Annotated in this window: 15 protein-coding genes and 1 pseudogene; 9 read left to right on the top strand and 7 right to left on the bottom strand. The window is 60.8% G+C overall.

Annotated features, from left to right (window positions below; translation table 11 throughout):
* Positions 1–73 precede the first annotated feature (73 nt).
* The 3 genes from ACF0H7_RS22965 to ACF0H7_RS22975 form a co-directional block, all read right to left on the bottom strand.
* Positions 74–928: a hypothetical protein gene (locus tag ACF0H7_RS22965; protein ID WP_397449147.1), complete on the bottom strand. Its 855-nt coding sequence runs from the start codon at positions 926–928 to the stop codon at positions 74–76.
* A 414-nt stretch (positions 929–1,342) separates the two neighbouring features.
* Entirely contained in the window at positions 1,343–2,671 is a 1,329-nt protein-coding gene (locus tag ACF0H7_RS22970) for an ATP-binding protein (protein ID WP_397453992.1), read from the bottom strand.
* Between the two features lie 56 nt (positions 2,672–2,727).
* Positions 2,728–3,435, bottom strand: coding sequence for a response regulator (locus ACF0H7_RS22975; RefSeq protein WP_397449148.1), 708 nt, complete (start codon positions 3,433–3,435; stop codon positions 2,728–2,730).
* A 210-nt stretch (positions 3,436–3,645) separates the two neighbouring features.
* Here ACF0H7_RS22975 and ACF0H7_RS22980 point away from each other — a divergent pair, with 210 nt between their 5' ends.
* The 9 genes and pseudogenes from ACF0H7_RS22980 (at position 3,646) to ACF0H7_RS23020 (ending at position 11,353) form a co-directional block, all read left to right on the top strand.
* Positions 3,646–4,770: an ABC transporter substrate-binding protein gene (locus ACF0H7_RS22980; protein WP_397449149.1), complete on the top strand. Its 1,125-nt coding sequence runs from the start codon at positions 3,646–3,648 to the stop codon at positions 4,768–4,770.
* Positions 4,770–5,837, top strand: a complete 1,068-nt coding sequence (locus ACF0H7_RS22985) for a FecCD family ABC transporter permease (protein WP_397449150.1) — start codon at positions 4,770–4,772, stop codon at positions 5,835–5,837. Before ACF0H7_RS22980 ends, ACF0H7_RS22985 begins: the two co-directional genes overlap by 1 nt.
* Positions 5,834–6,616 (top strand): ABC transporter ATP-binding protein, encoded by a 783-nt coding sequence (locus ACF0H7_RS22990; protein ID WP_397449151.1) that lies wholly within the window; start codon positions 5,834–5,836, stop codon positions 6,614–6,616. Before ACF0H7_RS22985 ends, ACF0H7_RS22990 begins: the two co-directional genes overlap by 4 nt.
* A 9-nt stretch (positions 6,617–6,625) precedes the next feature.
* Positions 6,626–6,730 (top strand): annotated as a pseudogene (locus tag ACF0H7_RS22995) (NAD(P)H-dependent oxidoreductase); the annotation flags it as partial.
* 343 nt (positions 6,731–7,073) lie between these two features.
* Positions 7,074–7,820 (top strand): SDR family NAD(P)-dependent oxidoreductase, encoded by a 747-nt coding sequence (locus ACF0H7_RS23000; RefSeq protein ID WP_397449152.1) that lies wholly within the window; start codon positions 7,074–7,076, stop codon positions 7,818–7,820.
* Between the two features lie 128 nt (positions 7,821–7,948).
* Positions 7,949–8,590, top strand: coding sequence for a glutathione S-transferase family protein (locus tag ACF0H7_RS23005; RefSeq protein WP_397449153.1), 642 nt, complete (start codon positions 7,949–7,951; stop codon positions 8,588–8,590).
* A gap of 51 nt (positions 8,591–8,641) precedes the next feature.
* Positions 8,642–9,511: a hypothetical protein gene (locus ACF0H7_RS23010; protein WP_397449154.1), complete on the top strand. Its 870-nt coding sequence runs from the start codon at positions 8,642–8,644 to the stop codon at positions 9,509–9,511.
* A 31-nt stretch (positions 9,512–9,542) separates the two neighbouring features.
* Positions 9,543–10,451, top strand: coding sequence for a helix-turn-helix domain-containing protein (locus ACF0H7_RS23015; RefSeq protein ID WP_397449155.1), 909 nt, complete (start codon positions 9,543–9,545; stop codon positions 10,449–10,451).
* Positions 10,452–10,534: 83 nt separating this feature from the next.
* Entirely contained in the window at positions 10,535–11,353 is an 819-nt protein-coding gene (locus ACF0H7_RS23020) for a DeoR/GlpR family DNA-binding transcription regulator (protein ID WP_397449156.1), read from the top strand.
* Between the two features lie 125 nt (positions 11,354–11,478).
* On the opposite strand, the gene otnI is transcribed toward ACF0H7_RS23020, so the two are convergent.
* The 4 genes from otnI to otnK all read right to left on the bottom strand — a co-directional run bounded on the left by otnI (position 11,479) and on the right by otnK (position 15,846).
* Positions 11,479–12,261, bottom strand: coding sequence for a 2-oxo-tetronate isomerase (gene otnI, locus ACF0H7_RS23025; RefSeq protein ID WP_397449157.1), 783 nt, complete (start codon positions 12,259–12,261; stop codon positions 11,479–11,481).
* A 21-nt stretch (positions 12,262–12,282) separates the two neighbouring features.
* Positions 12,283–13,743 (bottom strand): SLC13 family permease, encoded by a 1,461-nt coding sequence (locus ACF0H7_RS23030; RefSeq protein ID WP_397449158.1) that lies wholly within the window; start codon positions 13,741–13,743, stop codon positions 12,283–12,285.
* Between the two features lie 175 nt (positions 13,744–13,918).
* Complete coding sequence (locus ACF0H7_RS23035; RefSeq protein ID WP_397449159.1) at positions 13,919–14,557, bottom strand: aldolase; 639 nt, start codon at positions 14,555–14,557, stop codon at positions 13,919–13,921.
* Complete coding sequence (otnK, locus tag ACF0H7_RS23040) at positions 14,554–15,846, bottom strand: 3-oxo-tetronate kinase (protein WP_397449160.1); 1,293 nt, start codon at positions 15,844–15,846, stop codon at positions 14,554–14,556. The genes ACF0H7_RS23035 and otnK overlap by 4 nt, the downstream gene beginning before the upstream one ends.

Here is a 15,846-nt window from a genome sequence, read left to right on the forward strand (position 1 = left end):
AGACACAGACCCAATTGGCCGGAGTAGACGCTGAAGGCGGGCAGGTTCACCCCGCCCTCAACATGCCCGGCCATTATTTACCATCGATCGCATTATTAATCCCGCTGGCATAGTCAACGGGCAGCGACGCGGAAGCCACGGCGTCAGAGCCAATGCCACCCAGGTGACCATAAGCAACCCGGTTGGAATTCAGATGGGCTGAACCGTCCGACGCCAAGGCACCTGCGCCTACGTGATCAGCGCCATCCGAGGCTACTTTTGCCGCACCCACATGGTCAGCACCGTCCGACGCCATGGCACCTGCGCCCACGTGATCAGCCCCATCCGAGGCTACTTTTGCCGCGCCAACATGGTCAGCACCGTCCGACGCCATAGCACCTGCGCCCACATGATCGGCGCCATCCGAGGCTACTTTTGCCGCACCCACATGGTCTGCACCGTCCGACGCCATAGCGCCTGCGCCCACATGATCGGCACCATCCGAGGCTACTTTTGCCGCGCCGACATGGTCCGCACCGTCCGACGCCATAGCACCTGCGCCCACATGATCGGCACCATCCGAGGCTACTTTTGCCGCGCCGACATGGTCAGCACCGTCCGACGCCATGGCGCCTGCGCCCACATGATCGGCACCATCCGAAGCTACTTTTGCCGCGCCCACATGGTCCGCACCGTCCGACGCCATAGCACCTGCGCCCACGTGATCAGCCCCATCCGAGGCTACTTTTGCCGCACCCACATGGTCCGCACCGTCCGCGGCGACTTTCGCCGCTCCCACGTGATCGGCGCCGTCAGACGCCAGTGACGCTCTTGCATCGGCGGCAATGGCTGACGATTTATTCATACTTGAGTTAAACGGTAGTTGCGGCCCCAGCGCGTATAGGGCGGCAACAGCAAGAACCACCCCGGAAAATATCTTGTATTTCATGACTGTTCTCCACTGTAGGTGCGTCACGAAGTTATCGAATTCAATGCTGCAATCGTTACGTCGCAGTTATGGCACTGCGCGCAGTCAGAGCTGTCGATTATTTCCTGAGTGAAATCAGTCGGATCCGTTTCATTAAAATCAAACAACCCATTGATACAAAAGGCTTTAGGATCCGCTCAGATCCAAAAACCATAAAGGCGTCTGCTTATAGCGATAATACGAAATATATATCAACGTGCCACCACTGCATGATTCCAACATGGCGTGGTATGACTATAGGAGCATCTGCCGCAGGCTGCTATTCACCAAAATCAAATAATCCAGAAATACGACAACATGCCGATTTATCGATTCTATTGAAATAACTGAAACTTCCTAAACCCATCCAACCGCAAACTACGCTGTTGCGCGATCTCACGCGTGGCGAGGAAATTCCAGCATCGCTTCCAGCCCACCCGTTTGGCGATTGCTCAACAGCAAGCGTCCGCCGTGCGCCATCACCACCGCATGAGCAATGCTTAGCCCTAGGCCATAGCCGCCGGTCCCGGTGTTGCGCGAGGGATCGACCCGATAGAACGGCTCCAGAACTTTATCGAGCAAGTCTTGCGCAATGCCCGGACCCTGATCACAAATACGGATGCACAACAGGTCCGGCGTGTCTTCGACCCAAACCTCGACCCGCCCGCCATAACGCACGCCGTTTTCCACCAGGTTTTGGACACACCGTTTGAGGCTGCGCGCATACCCCGGCAGCGGCGCGTTGGCCTGGCCGCTGAGTTGCATCGACTCGCCCATGTCTTGCAAGTCAGCCTGCAAACTGCGGAGCAAGGCGTTGATGTCGATATTGTCCCTGGGCTCGGTCACCTCACTGCTGGACGCGAAGTCGAGGGTGCTGACCACCATCTGTTCCATGTGCTCAAGGTCGCGCCGCAAATGGTCCTTGATCGCTGTCTCGGCCAGCAGCTCGGTGCGCAGGCGCATGCGGGTGATCGGCGAGCGCAGGTCATGGGAGATGGCGGCGAGGAAACGGGTGCGCTCGGCAATGTTGGCAATCAGTCGTTGTTGCATGACATTGAACGCCTCGGCGGCGCGCCGCACTTCGCTGGGTCCGCTCAACGACAAAGGCGGACGCTGGATATTCTGCCCCAATTGCCGGGCGGCCTCGGTCAGTTGGTTCAGTGGGCGAATCGCCAGCCGCACCGCCACCAATGCCAGAATTACCACCACGGCGATACGCAGCAGGTAAATGCGCAGCACGTAATCAAGGATCAAATCCCACGGCCCGCGACTGCTCCAGCCTTGCTGCTCACGGGCGTCGACTGAGAGCCAGCGCCCATCGGGCAAGCGCAGCTCAATCAAGAATTGCCCCACGGTCGGCCGCGCGGATAACAAGGCAGGCAACCCGGCGGCCTTGCCTTGGTCGTCGAGCAGTGCAAGCTGCAACAGGCTCAACGGCTGGGCATGCCCTAGTTTGTCGCTCAACACCTGTTCCAACAGCCGTTGCGTGGATTGCCTATCGGCGTCCACCACGTCCGTGGTGCTGCGACTCGTGTCGCGGATGCTCAGTTGGAAATTCGGCGAGTCGAGCAGCTCGACCATGCGCGGCAACTGCTGGGGATCGCGCTCGGCGACGCGCACCAGATCGGCCAGGTGAGTGGCGATGACGCGGGCCGGAATCTCCAGCGCCTGACTGTAGCGCACATCGAACCAGATACTGCTGGTGGCGATCTGTGCCGCCAGCATCCCTAGTACCAGGATGATCACCAGTCGCCCGAACAGCGAACGCGGGAGCAGCCGCTTCACTCGGCAACCACGTCGGTGGCGGTGAACATATAGCCTTCATTGCGCACGGTCTTGATCAAGTGAGGTGCCAGTTGTTGACGTAGGCGGCTGATGCACACGTCTATGGAGCGATCAAAGGGCGTACTGTCCTTGTCGAAGGCATGGTTGAGCAGAAACTCGCGGCTCAAGGGCCGATTCGGATGCTGCAACAACAAGCGCAACACGCGGAAATCCGAATTGCCCAGGCTGATCACCACCCCTTCCGGCGACAGCAAATGCCGCGCTCGGGTATCCAGTTGCCAGCCAGCAAAACGAACGCAACCGACCTCATCCACTCGCGCCCGATCCGGAAAACTCTGCACCCGCCGCAGCACCACTTTGATCCGCACCAGCAACTCACGGGGATCGAAGGGTTTGGGCAGGTAATCGTCGGCGCCCATTTCCAGGCCAACGATGCGATCAATCAAGGTGCCGCGCGCCGTGAGCATGATCACCGGGGTGTTGGACGTCGCGCGCAAGTCGCGGCACAGGCTCAGGCCATCCTCCCCCGGCAACATCAGATCGAGCACGATCAGGTCAATGACCTGCAACTCCAGGCGCCGTTGCATCTCCTTGCCGTCGGCTGCGGTCGACACCTGATACCCCGCTTCACGCAGGTAATCCGAGAGCAATTGACGAATTTCCGCGTCGTCATCGACGACCAACAGGTGATCTTGCTTGGACATAAGGCGTTATCTACTGCCTGTGGTGGAAAGGGCGGGACGGTGAAATGTAATGGAATGTTTTAGGACGGCATTCCTCGGCACTTCGAATACAAAGCACCGCGATCAGCGCCGGGTACAGACTTTAGAATCTTAATGCGAGCGATTCAAATTTATCACAGACACCCCTTCCCCTCACTGTCGCCTTTCGATTTGCTGCTGTGGAGTTTTCCGATGTTCAAGTCTGTTGTTTCAAAAGGCGCCCTCGCCTGCCTGCTGCTCGGTGCTTGGCTGGCTGTCGCGCTACCGGCTCAGGCCCGTGAAGTCACCGACGTATTGGGCCGTCAGGTCAAGGTGCCGGATCATGTCGAGCGTATCGTCCTTGGCGAAGGTCGACTGATCGCCGCCGTGGCGCTGCTGGACAAACAGAACCCGTTTGCCCGGGTAGTCGGCTGGCAGAATGACATGCGTCAGCTCGATCCAAACACCTACGCCGCCTATAAGGCCAAATTTCCAGCTGTGGATAACCTTCCGCTGATTGGCCAGGCTTCGGAACAGAGCGTCAGTGTCGAGAAAATTCTGTCGCTGAAACCCGACCTGGCGGTGTTCAGCATTTCCGGTCACGGCCCCACAGAACACAGCCCGGCCGCGGACATTCTGGAAAAAGCCGGCATCGCGGTGATCTTCGTCGACTTCCGGATCAACCCGGTCAAAGGCACCCACATCAGCCTGACCGCACTGGGTCAGGCGCTGCAGCGCGAAGCAGAAGCCAATGATTATCTGGCGTTCTATGACCAGCACCTCAAGCACGTCACCGACGTGGTCGCGACGTTGCCGGCCGGCCCACGGCCCAAGGTGTTTCTCGAATTGCTGGCCGGTGCCTGGCTGGCGCCCGGTCACACCACCGGCGTCAGTGGTCTGGGTGAAATCATCAACACCGTCGGTGGGCAGAATATCGCCGCCGGGGTGGTCCCCGGCGCGCTGGGCGACATCAGTGTCGAGTACGCACTCAAGGCCGATCCGGACGTCTACATCGCCACCGGCAACCATGCTCCGGGGTTGTTGCTGGGTGAAGGCATCCGCCAGGATCAGGCACAGGCCACCTTGCAAAAAATCCTCGCGCGTCCTGAATTTCAGAGCCTGCGGGCGATTCGCACAGGGCAGGCCCACGGTTTGTGGCATGACTTTTACAACTCGCCGTATAACATTCTGGCCATCGAGGCCCTGGCCAAGTGGATTCATCCGCAGGCCTTCGGCGATCTTGATCCGCAGAAAACCCAGGACACGCTCAACACTCGCTTCCTCGACACCCCACTGGCAGGCCAGTATTGGGTCGATGCCGCAGCAAAACATCTGTGATGAATGCTCCCCTCGCTACTTCCGTGAATTTCGACGCAGCCCGTCAGGATTATCGGCGGCGGACCTCGCGCCGCTGGATGCTGCTGATTTTGCTCGGTCTGGCGCTGCTCGGTTCGATCCTCGTGGACCTCGCCAGCGGCCCGTCGGGCATGGGCCTGATGACGTTGCTCGACGGCATCCTGCATCCCGCACAACTGAGCCTCACCGACAAAATCATCATATGGAATGTGCGCCTGCCTTACGCCTTGATGGCGGTGATGGTAGGTTGCGCACTGTCGTTGGCCGGCGCGGAAATGCAAGCGATCCTCGATAACCCGTTGGCTAGCCCGTTCACCCTGGGGGTGTCGTCGGCGGCGGCGTTGGGCGCCTCGCTGGTGATTGTGTTCCCGCTGGGTGGCGCCTGGATCTCGCAAAACACCGCCATTTCGCTGGCCGCCTTTGTGTTTGCCGCCGGCTCGGTGTTTCTGCTGCAAGCCATGTCGCGCTTGCGTGGCGCCGGGGTGCAAAGCCTGGTGCTGTTTGGCATCGCGCTAGTGTTCAGTTGCAACGCGGTAGTGGCGCTGCTGCAAATGATGGCCACGGAGGACATCCTGCAACAGCTGATTTTCTGGACCCTGGGCAGCGTGACGCGCGCCGACTGGAACAAGCTCGGCATTTTGACCCTGGTGGTCGTCGTGGTGATGCCCTTCTCTTTTGCTTCGGCCTCGCGTCTGACCTTGCTGCGCATGGGCCAGGACCGTGCGCAAAGCTTCGGCGTCGACGTGCGTTGCTTGCGTTTCATCGCCCTGCTACGCATCAGTTTGCTCAGCGCCATCGCCGTGGCCTTCGTCGGCACCATCGGCTTTATCGGTCTGGTCGGCCCGCACATCGCGCGGCTGCTGGTGGGCGAGGACCAACGCTTCCTGCTGCCAGCCAGCGCCTTGGTCGGCGCGCTGTTGCTGTCGCTGTCGTCGATTGCCAGCAAACTGATCATTCCCGGCGTGGTGGTCCCCGTCGGGATCGTGACAGCGCTGGTGGGTGTGCCGTTTTTCGTGGCCCTGGTGTTCAAGCGCGGGAGGCAGTCATGAGCCTGAGCGCCGAACAGATCAACATCAGCTACGGACGCCGCAGCGTTATCCGCAACCTCAGCCTGCCGACACTGCAACCCGGCACCCTGACGGCGTTGATCGGCCCTAACGGAGCCGGCAAATCAACCCTGCTGCGGGCCATGGCCGGTCTGGAAAAAATGACCGGTTCGCTGTACCTCGACGGCCGCGACCTGACCCGCCTGAGCATCCCTGAACGCGCGCGTCACGTCACCTACATGCCGCAAAGCCTGCCGCCAAACCTTGAACTCAGCGTTCTCGAATGCGTCCTCGCCGCCGTGCGCAGCAGCGCCAGCGATCCCTTGCTGGCGCCCCGACAACGGGCGCTGCCAGACGCATTCGCGGCGTTGCAGGAAATCGGCATCGCCCACCTTGCCAACGACCTGCTGAGCAACCTCTCCGGCGGCCAACGGCAACTGGTCAGCCTCGCGCAACTGATCGCCCGCCGGCCCAGGGTCATGCTGCTGGATGAGCCGACCAGTGCGCTGGATTTGAACTATCAACTGAAAGTCATGCACTGCGTGCAAACCCTGGTTCGCCAACACCAGTCCATCGCGGTGGTGGTGCTGCACGACATCAACCTTGCCGCACGCTTCGCCGACACCCTGGCGGTGCTGCACGACGGCCAACTGTTCGCCAGCGGCTCTCCACAAAACGTCCTCACGCCAGCGCTGTTCCAGCAGGTGTACGGCGTCGCAGCGCGCATCGAACGCTGCTCGCGGCAGTCGTTGCAGGTGGTGGTCGATCGGGCGTTGGGTTGATGCCTGATGTTGGACAACGCCGACGCCATCATCATGGGTGCGCCGACCTACATGGGCAACCTGTCGGCGCCCTTCAAGTCGTTCATGGACGCCACCTCGCGCCAGCAGATTGCCAACCGGGGTTTCCTCGACGCCTGTTTGAACTATGAAGAAGACGTGGTGCTGAGCGCGGTCAAGTTGGCTCAAGCCGGTTTTACTGAGGTGATTGATACTCACGACAGTTTCCGTAAACAACGGGTGCGCCTGCGGGATATGAAGTTAGTGCCATAAGTGAATCTCCCGCAGCGGATCGCATTTCCCTATGAGACACAACGCGATCAATTTATCCAATTCACGCCCGATCCATACAATCCTCCCCGCCCTTGGAAAACCCAGAATAGGCCCAACGCACCGCCACTCCGGTTGGTTGCTTTGTTCACTGCGCTGTCCGCGCACTTTTGGAACCAAGGAATATCACATGAGCAATTCTGTCGTTTTGATCACTGGCGCCCTCACCGGTATCGGTCGTGCAACTGCCCTGGCCTTTGCTCGCCAAGGTGCAAACCTGGTGGTGTCCGGTCGTCGTGATGAAGTGGGTCACGCTCTGGTTCAAGAACTGCGCGCATTGGGCGCTCAAGCTGAATTCATCAACGCCGATGTGCGTGATGACGCTCAGGTGCAACAGTTGATCGACCAGACCGTCAGCCGTTTTGGCCGCCTGGACATCGCAGTCAACAATGCTGGCACTGAAGGTCAACCTGGTCCGGTTGGGCAGCAAACCGCTGAAAGTTACGCCGCGACCTTTGACACCAACGTATTGGGCACGCTGCTGAGCATGAAGCACGAATTGCGTGTGATGCAGGCTCAGGGCAAGGGTTCGATCATCAACATTTCGTCGACCTACGGCCATGTCGGTGCCGGGGGTGCTTCGGTGTATGCCGCCAGCAAACACGCCGTTGAAGGCCTGACCAAATCGGCCGCGCTGGAAGTCGCCGGTTCGGGTGTTCGTATCAACGCCGTGGCACCCGGCCCGGTCGATACCGGCATGCTGGATCGCTTCACCGGCGGCCCTGACGGCAAGGCTTACATGGCGTCGATCGTACCGATGCAGCGCATCGGTCAGGTAGAAGAAATTGCCCGCGCGATTGTCTTCGTGGCGTCGGATGAAGCCTCGTTCATTACTGGCCACATCCTCAACGTCGACGGCGGCAAGTCGGCGCAGTAAGGGTTTCCCTCTGTAGGAGCTGCCGCAGGCTGCGATCCGCTTGACGCGATGTGTCAGGCTCACCGCCATCGCAGCCTGCGGCAGCTCCTACAAGGTTCGAGTTTCGATCACTATTACTGGATCAGACCATGTCCTCTATCAAGCTTTATCAATCAAGCGCTTCACCGAACTCGCGACGCGTGCGGATCTTCATCGCCGAAAAAGCCATGGATGTCACCAGCGTCGCCGTGGATCTGGGTGCCAAGGAACAGTTCAGCGCCGGCTACCTGGCGATCAATTCGCGCAGCATGGTGCCAACGCTGGTCACTGAAGACGGCACCTCGATAGGCGAAGTGCCGGCCATCTGGCGCTACCTTGAGGAAGTGCATCCCGCCCATCCGTTGCTGGGCAGCACGCCCACCGAGAAAGCGCTGATCACCCTGTGGGAGCGCCGGGCCGAACTCGACGGTTTTATCGCCGTGATGGAAGCCGTGCGCAACGCGGTGCCAGGCCTGAAAGGTCGTGCATTGGCCGGTCCGCATGCCTACGAGCAGATTCCTGAACTGGTCGAGCGCAGCAAGGCTCGCGTGGTGAATTTTTACGCGGACATGGAAAAGCGTCTGGCTGATGTGCCGTTTCTCGCCGGCCAACACTTCAGCGCGGCGGACATTACCGCGCTGGTGTCGGTCGACTTCGCCACGCGCGCACTGAGCATCGCGATCGGCGCGGATCAGCCGTCGTTGCAGAAGTGGTACGACACGGTCTCCGCCCGGCCAAGCATGTCGGCCTGAGTGGATCGGCACATCAACCTGTAGCGCACTGATCAGTGATCGAGGAACGAGATGGGCGGCTCAAACAGCGGTGGGCACGCCACGGATATCGTGGGGCTGCACCACATCTCCACAGTGGTCACCAGTCTCGAGCAAACCTTGCGCTTTTATCTGGGTACGCTGGACCTGAATCTCCTCGGTTTGCCGGTGATGCGCGATGGCCGGCCGGTCATGCGCTTTTACTGCGGCGACCGGGGGCTCGCCCACTCGTCGGTGCTGTGTTTTATCGTCGACGAAAGGCTGGTGCGCGGGGCGCGCGGCAGTGGCCAGATCAGCGCAGTTACCTTCTCCGTGCCGCTTGGGTCGCTTCGGTATTGGCAGCGGCGCTTTGAACAACAGAACGTCGAAGTCTATGGCCGAGCCTGGGCGTTCGATAAAGAACATCTATGCTTTAGCGACCCCGACGGAATGCAGCTTGCACTGGTCGAAGACAGCGATGAGAATCCGAGGGACGCCCGCAGGCCTGGGTCGCCCGACTACGCTATTCGCGGGATCCGTACCGTCGAGATTCAGGTAGACAGCTTGCCACAGACCACCGAGTTCCTGGTCGAGACCATGGGCTTCACGCACGTCGGTAGCGAAGGTGCCGTCTCGCGGTTCAGTCACACCGGCATGAGCAAGCTGATCGCCATCGATATTCTGTCAGCGCCGGGCCGCAGCTGTGCCGGGGCCAGTCCAGGATTCATCCATGACGTGGTGTGGCGAGTGCCCGATGAGCGCTCGCTCAAGCACATTACTTCCTCAGTCAGTGCGTCCGGGCTCCACCAGACTGATGAGCGGCATCAAGATGAATTTACCGCCGTGTATTTCCGCGATCCCGGGGGCATTAACTTCGCGGTGGCCTTCGATGATTCTCGCGACGCCGTCACCGATCCCGACTGACTTTCGAGGCCTGAACATCGAGGTGTGAACAATGCCGACAGCGACCCTCGAGGACCTCCTCGCCGAACGCTTCCAGATCGAGCGACCGCCCACGGTACGCGCGTTGACCACGGTGAAGGACCCTGTGATTTTTACTCATCTGCGCAGCACCCAAGCCGCAGACGGTCGCTCGCTGGAAATGGCCGGGGAAGAAGGCTTTGTCTTTCAAGTGCCGCTGACCGGTCCGTTCTTTTCCAACGTCTGGAACAGTCGTAAACGCACCAAATTGCCACCGGCCGTTCCTGGCTCGATCTACCTGTTCGACCTGTCGACGGTGCCCGTGGTGAGTCTGGACACGCCGTTTGATACGTTGCGCATGTACATCGCGCAGTCGACCCTCGACGAACTGGCCTACGACCGAGGCATGCGCCCCAGCAGTGGTCTGACCGCGCAAGCTTTCGGCCAGCACGATCCAGTGCTGTACGGCATGGCACAGTCACTGGCGGCGGTGATGGCGCTCCCCGAAACCGCCTCGCTGTTATTGACCGAATACATGGCGCTGGCCTTTCACGAACACGTAATCGCGAGCTACGGCACCTCAGCCTTACCGCCCAAGCCGCTGCGTGGAGGACTGGCACCCTGGCAACTCAGGCGCGCCCACGAGTTCATCAGTGCGAACCTGAACGGTGAAATCTCGGTCACCGAACTGGCCAGCGAGTCCGGCCTGTCCACCAGTCACTTTGCACGAGCTTTCAAGCAGACCACCGGCATGGCGCCGCATCAATGGCTGACCAAAAAGCGCATCGAGCACGCCAAAGCCTTACTCAAGCACGGCAATCTGGAATTGGCCGACGTGGCACTGGCCTGCGGCTTTGTCGACCAAAGCCATTTCAATCGTGTGTTCACCCGCAGTGAAGGCCACAGCCCGGGAAGATGGCGGCGTTCGCTTCAGGAGTTTTAAGCTCCACGCACCTCGTTAGCACTCCGCCGATTGGTTACTATGGTGACCCCGCTTCCCGCGCCCGCACATCTTCTGGAGCCTGAATGCCTAGTCCCAAGGACATCGCCACCGACGGTGGTGCACCGATGATTCCGGAGCAACGTCGTGAGCTGATGCTGCGTCAGTTGCGCAAACATCAGGTGCTCAGCGTTCATCAGTTAATGGAAATGTTCGAGTGCTCGCACATGACCGTGCGCCGCGATATCGCCCTGCTGGAGCAGGAAGGACGCGCGTATTCGGTGACCGGCGGGGTGCGGATTGCCAGTCAGTTGCACAGCGAACCGAGCCATCAATCGAAGGCGGTGGTTGAGCTGCCGCAGAAGCAGGCGATGGCAAAACTGGCCGCGCGGTTGTTGCACGCGGACATGACGGTGTATCTGGATGCGGGCACCAGCACGTTGGAGATAGTGCCGTACATCACCGCGCTGTCGGGCATGACCGTGGTCACCAATGACTTCGGCGTCGCCCAGGCGTTAATGGACGCGCCGCATGTGACGGTGATTCATACCGGCGGGCAGCTGGATCACTCCAACCACTCCTGCGTCGGCGGTTTGGCCGTGGCGACGTTGCGACAGATCGTCACCGACATCGCCTTCATGTCCACCAGCTCCTGGGATTTACTGCGTGGGATCACCACCCCTTCGGCGTTGAAAGTCGAGGTCAAGCAAGTGGCGATGCAATCCGCCTCGCACACCGTGCTGGTGGCCAGCAGTTCGAAGTACGGCACGTTGAGCATGTACAAAATTGCCGGCCTTGAGCAGTTCGACACCATCATCAGTGACGACAATCTCGCGGCCGCGGCGGCGGACGGGATTCGCAAGCAGGGCGTGGATTTGTTGTTGCCGTCGGACGATCTTCGATGACTGCACCCATTCTGTAGGCGCTGCCGAAGGCTGCGATCTTGACGGCCGGAGGCCGTTTCGACCTCATCGCAGCCTTCGGCAGCGCCTACAAGAGACCTCGCCGATGGATCTTTTAGCAAAAAATCCTAACGTGCATTCCAGTCACGCAACCACTGCAGGCCTGCAGAGGTATTGCCCTTCGGCCGGTATTCACAACCGATCCAGCCCTCATACCCCAGCGTGTCGATCAGTTCGAACAGGTAAGGATAATTGAGCTCGCCCAGGTCCGGTTCATGACGATCCGGCACGCCCGCGATCTGAATGTGGCCAATACCGGCCATGTCCCGACGCAGTTTCACCGCCAGGTCACCTTCGACAATCTGGCAGTGGTAGCAGTCGAACTGAACCTTGAGATTCGCCGCACCGACTTCCTTGCAGATCGCCTGGGCCTGGTCCTGGCGATTGAGGAAAAAGCCCGGAATGTCGCGGGTGTTGATCGGTTCCAGCAACACCGTGATGCCGACTTTCGCCGCCTGCGCCGCCGCATGGGCGAGGTTTTCCAGGTATACCGCGTGGTGCCGCTGGCGATCACTCTCCGACGGCAACAAGCCCGCCATCACATGAATCCGCGAGTTGCCCAGCACCGCCGCGTATTCCAGCGCGCGCTCGAAACCGCTGCGAAACTCGGCTTCACGCCCCGGCAACGACACCGTGCCACGCTCGCCATTGGTCCAGTCGCCCGGCGGCGCGTTGAACAGCGCCTGCACCAGACCGTTGTCGCTCAGGCGCTGCTTCAGGTCGGCGACGCTGTAGTCGTAGGGAAACAGAAACTCCACCGCTTCAAAACCGTCGGCGGCTGCGGCGGCGAAGCGATCCAGAAAGTCGTGCTCCGGGTAGAGCATGCTGAGGTTGGCAGCGAAACGAGGCATGATAACTCCTAGCATTATGGGTCAGACAAACGGCCAGATCAGCAGGGTAATACAGAAACCCAGGGTGCCGAGCAAGGTGGTCAACACGGTCCAGGTCCGCAGGCCATCTGCGACGTTGAGCCCGGCGAGCTTGGTGAAAATCCAGTAACCGGCGTCGTTGATATGCGACATGGCCAACCCGCCACCGCCCATGGCCAGACACAGCAAGGCCATGTGGTTCGGGGTCAGGTTCAGGGTGGCGATCAGCGGGCTGATAATACCGGCTGTGGTCACCAGCGCCACCGTGGTCGAACCTTGCACCGCGCGCAACAGCAGGGTCAACAGGAAACCCAGCGCCAACACCGGCAGACCGGTGGTGCGCAGCATCTCCGAGACCACCGCGCCAATCCCGGTGTCCACCAGCACTTTGCCGAATACACCACCGGCACCGGCAATCAGAATCACCATCGCCACACCAGGCAACGCCGAGCCGATCACATCCGAAACCTGACTGCGACTCCAGCCCCGCCGCGAACCGAGCAGCCAAGCGCAGAGCAAAGTGTCCAGCAGCAGTGCCACCAGCGGCGCGCCGAGGACGGTCATCACGCTGCGCACGGTCGAATCAACTGGCAGCAGCGACGTCGACAGCGTGCCCAGCAGAATCAGAATGATCGGCAACAGAATCAGGCTGACGATCAGACCGAAGCCAGGTGGCGGTGCCGGCGGCAGTTTGGAAACGATGCTGCTGGTGGACTCTTCCAGGCCCATGTGCGAGGCGGCGACGGCAGCCTTTTCGCTGCTCTGGTCGTTGCCGTTGGCCCAGGCTACAAGGTCGGCGTTGGTCACGTGTGGACCATAGACTTCGGCGCGAATGTCGTCGGTCATCGGGTACACCCGACGCGTCATGCGCCCGGCCACACGGTAGCCGACGTAGCAGAGAAAGGCGGTGATCGGCAGACCGAACATCAGCACCCGACCAAGGTCCGCGCCCAATTGGCTAGCGGCTGCCACTGCCCCAGGATGCGGCGGCAGAAAGGCGTGTACCGTCAGCAATGCGGCACACATCGGCAGCGCGAATACCAACAGTGGCTTGCGCGCACTGCGGGCCACACCGTAGGCCAGTGGCATGAGGATGATCACCCCGACCTCGAAGAACACCGGCACCCCGACCATGAACCCGGCAACGGTCAGCGCCAGCGGCGTGCGACGATTACCGAAACGGCTGATCAGGGTCTTGGCCAGCGCTTCGGCACCGCCAGACAGTTCGATGACACGGCCGATCATCGCGCCGAGGGCAATGATGATCGCAATGTGGCCGAGGGTCTTGCCCATGCCGCCTTCAATGGTGGCCACCAGATCCGCCGGTTTCACCCCGGCGACCAACGCCACCAGAATGCTCACCAGCATCAACGCCACGAACGGCTGGAATTTGTACTTCAACACCAGGAACAACAGCAGGGCGATGCCGATTCCGGCGGTGATCATCAGCAGTAAGGGGCTCATAGCGAATGCACTCCACACGGAGTGCGACCAAGGTGACGGGAGAAGTCAGTCATGCGGGAGTTTCCTGTTGTTATTGTTTTTTTGTCTGGGCGCTGGCCTGCCTGCGATCAACTCGCGCGGTGAATCAGTGCCGACGTCATCGCGGGCAAGCCCGCTCCTACAGAGTTCGCAGGGGTTACCAGCGCACGCCGAACACGTTGTGCAGTTCGTCCAGAGCGGCCTGATCGAGTGGCGCCGGTTTCGGGTTGCTCATCAGCCACAGGCGCGCGGTTTCTTCCAGTTCTTCCAAGGCATAGCTGGCCTTGGAGACGGAGCTTTCCCACACCACCGGGCCTAGTCGTTCGAGCATCACCCCGCGCACTCGGTTGGCCAGCAACGCGACTTGTTCGGCGACTTTCGGTGAGCCGGGACGCTGATAGCCGATCAACGGAATGTGCCCGACTTTCATGATTTGGTACGGCGTCAGCGGCGGCAGAATGTCGTCCGCCTGCCAGACCCCAGCCAGGGTCAGCGCCACCAGATGCGTAGAGTGGGTATGAACCACGCCGCCGACCCCGGGATTGCGGTCGTAGACTTCACGGTGCAGCGCCAGAGTCTTCGACGGTTTGTCGCCGGAAACCCACTCACCAGCGAGGTTGACCTTGGCAATCCGCGCCGGGTCCAGGCGCCCGAGGCAGACGTCGGTGGGGGTGATCAGCCAGCCGTCGTCCAGCCGCGCGCTGATATTGCCGGCGCTGCCGACGGTGTAGCCGCGTGCATACAGGCTATGGCCGACGTCGCAGATTTCGTCGCGCAAGGCGTTTTCGTTGCTCATTGCGCACCTCCGGCCAGTTGCTTCAAAGCTTTGCTGAAAAAGTCGCGACCCCCAAAGTTGCCGGACTTCAGCGCCAGCGCCAGGGTCTGCTCGCCATGGCTGATGGTTGCCGGAACCCCCGGATCGATCTGTGCGCCGATCTGCAACAGGGTCACGCCCAGCGCTTGCACCACCGCGCCCGAAGTCTCGCCGCCCGCGACAACAAAGCGTCGCACACCGCCTTCAAGCAGACCGAACGCGATTTCACCCAAGGCGTTTTCCACCAGACTACCGGCCTGCTCGACGCCCAATTGACGCTGTACGGCCTTGACCTCTTCCGGCGAGCTGGTGGCGTAGATCAACACGGTCTGATTGCTGTCGCGGGCGAAGGCCAGGGCTTGCGCCACCACCGGTTCGCCAGCGGCCAGTTTCAACGGATCGATACGCAGCGCCGGGCGTCCGGCTTCGAGCCAGGCCGCGACCTGACCGTTGGTGGCCACTGAAGCGCTGCCCGCCAACACCACTTCATCACCCGCCACCTGCGGCAAGCTGGAGACATCGAAGTCCCGCAGCTTGCCGGCGCGACGGAAGTTTTCCGGCAGGCCCAGCGCCAGCCCCGAACCACCGGTCAACAACGGCAGATCGGCGCAGGCCTCGCCCAGCACGTACAAATCGCGGTCCGACAATGCATCGGCAATCGCCATGCTGATGCCTTGCGCGCGCAATTCGGCGATCTTCGCCCGAACCGGCTCAACGCCTTGGGCGATGGTGTCGTAACGCAACAGTCCGACATTCAGCGCCGTCTGCGATTGCAGGACGCGCACCAGGTTGGCATCGGTCATCGGTGTCAACGGATGGTGTTGCATGCCCGATTCATTCAGCAGTTGATCCTGCACGAACAGGTGACCACGGAAGATCGTGCGGCCATTCTCCGGGAACGCCGGGCAGGCCAAGGTGAAGTCGCTGTCCAGCACGGTCAGCAAGGTTTCAGTAACCTGGCCGATATTGCCGCCAGCGGTGGAGTCAAAGGTCGAGCAATACTTGAAGAAGATCTGCTCGCAGCCCTGCTCGCGCAGCCAGGCCAAGGCAGCCAACGACTGCTCGACCGCTTCGGCGGCCGGTAAGGTGCGTGATTTCAAAGCAATTACGATCGCATCGGCGTCCAGCCCGGTGGCGACTTCGCGACTCGGAATACCGATGCTCTGCACGGTGCGCATACCGCCGCGCACCAGCATGTTGGCGAGGTCGGTGGCACCGGTGAAGTCATCGGCGATGCAGCCCAACAAAGGGCGGGCGATGGCGTTGGTCAT

This window comes from Pseudomonas sp. NA-150, assembly GCF_044336365.1.
Classification (GTDB): Bacteria; Pseudomonadota; Gammaproteobacteria; order Pseudomonadales; family Pseudomonadaceae; genus Aquipseudomonas.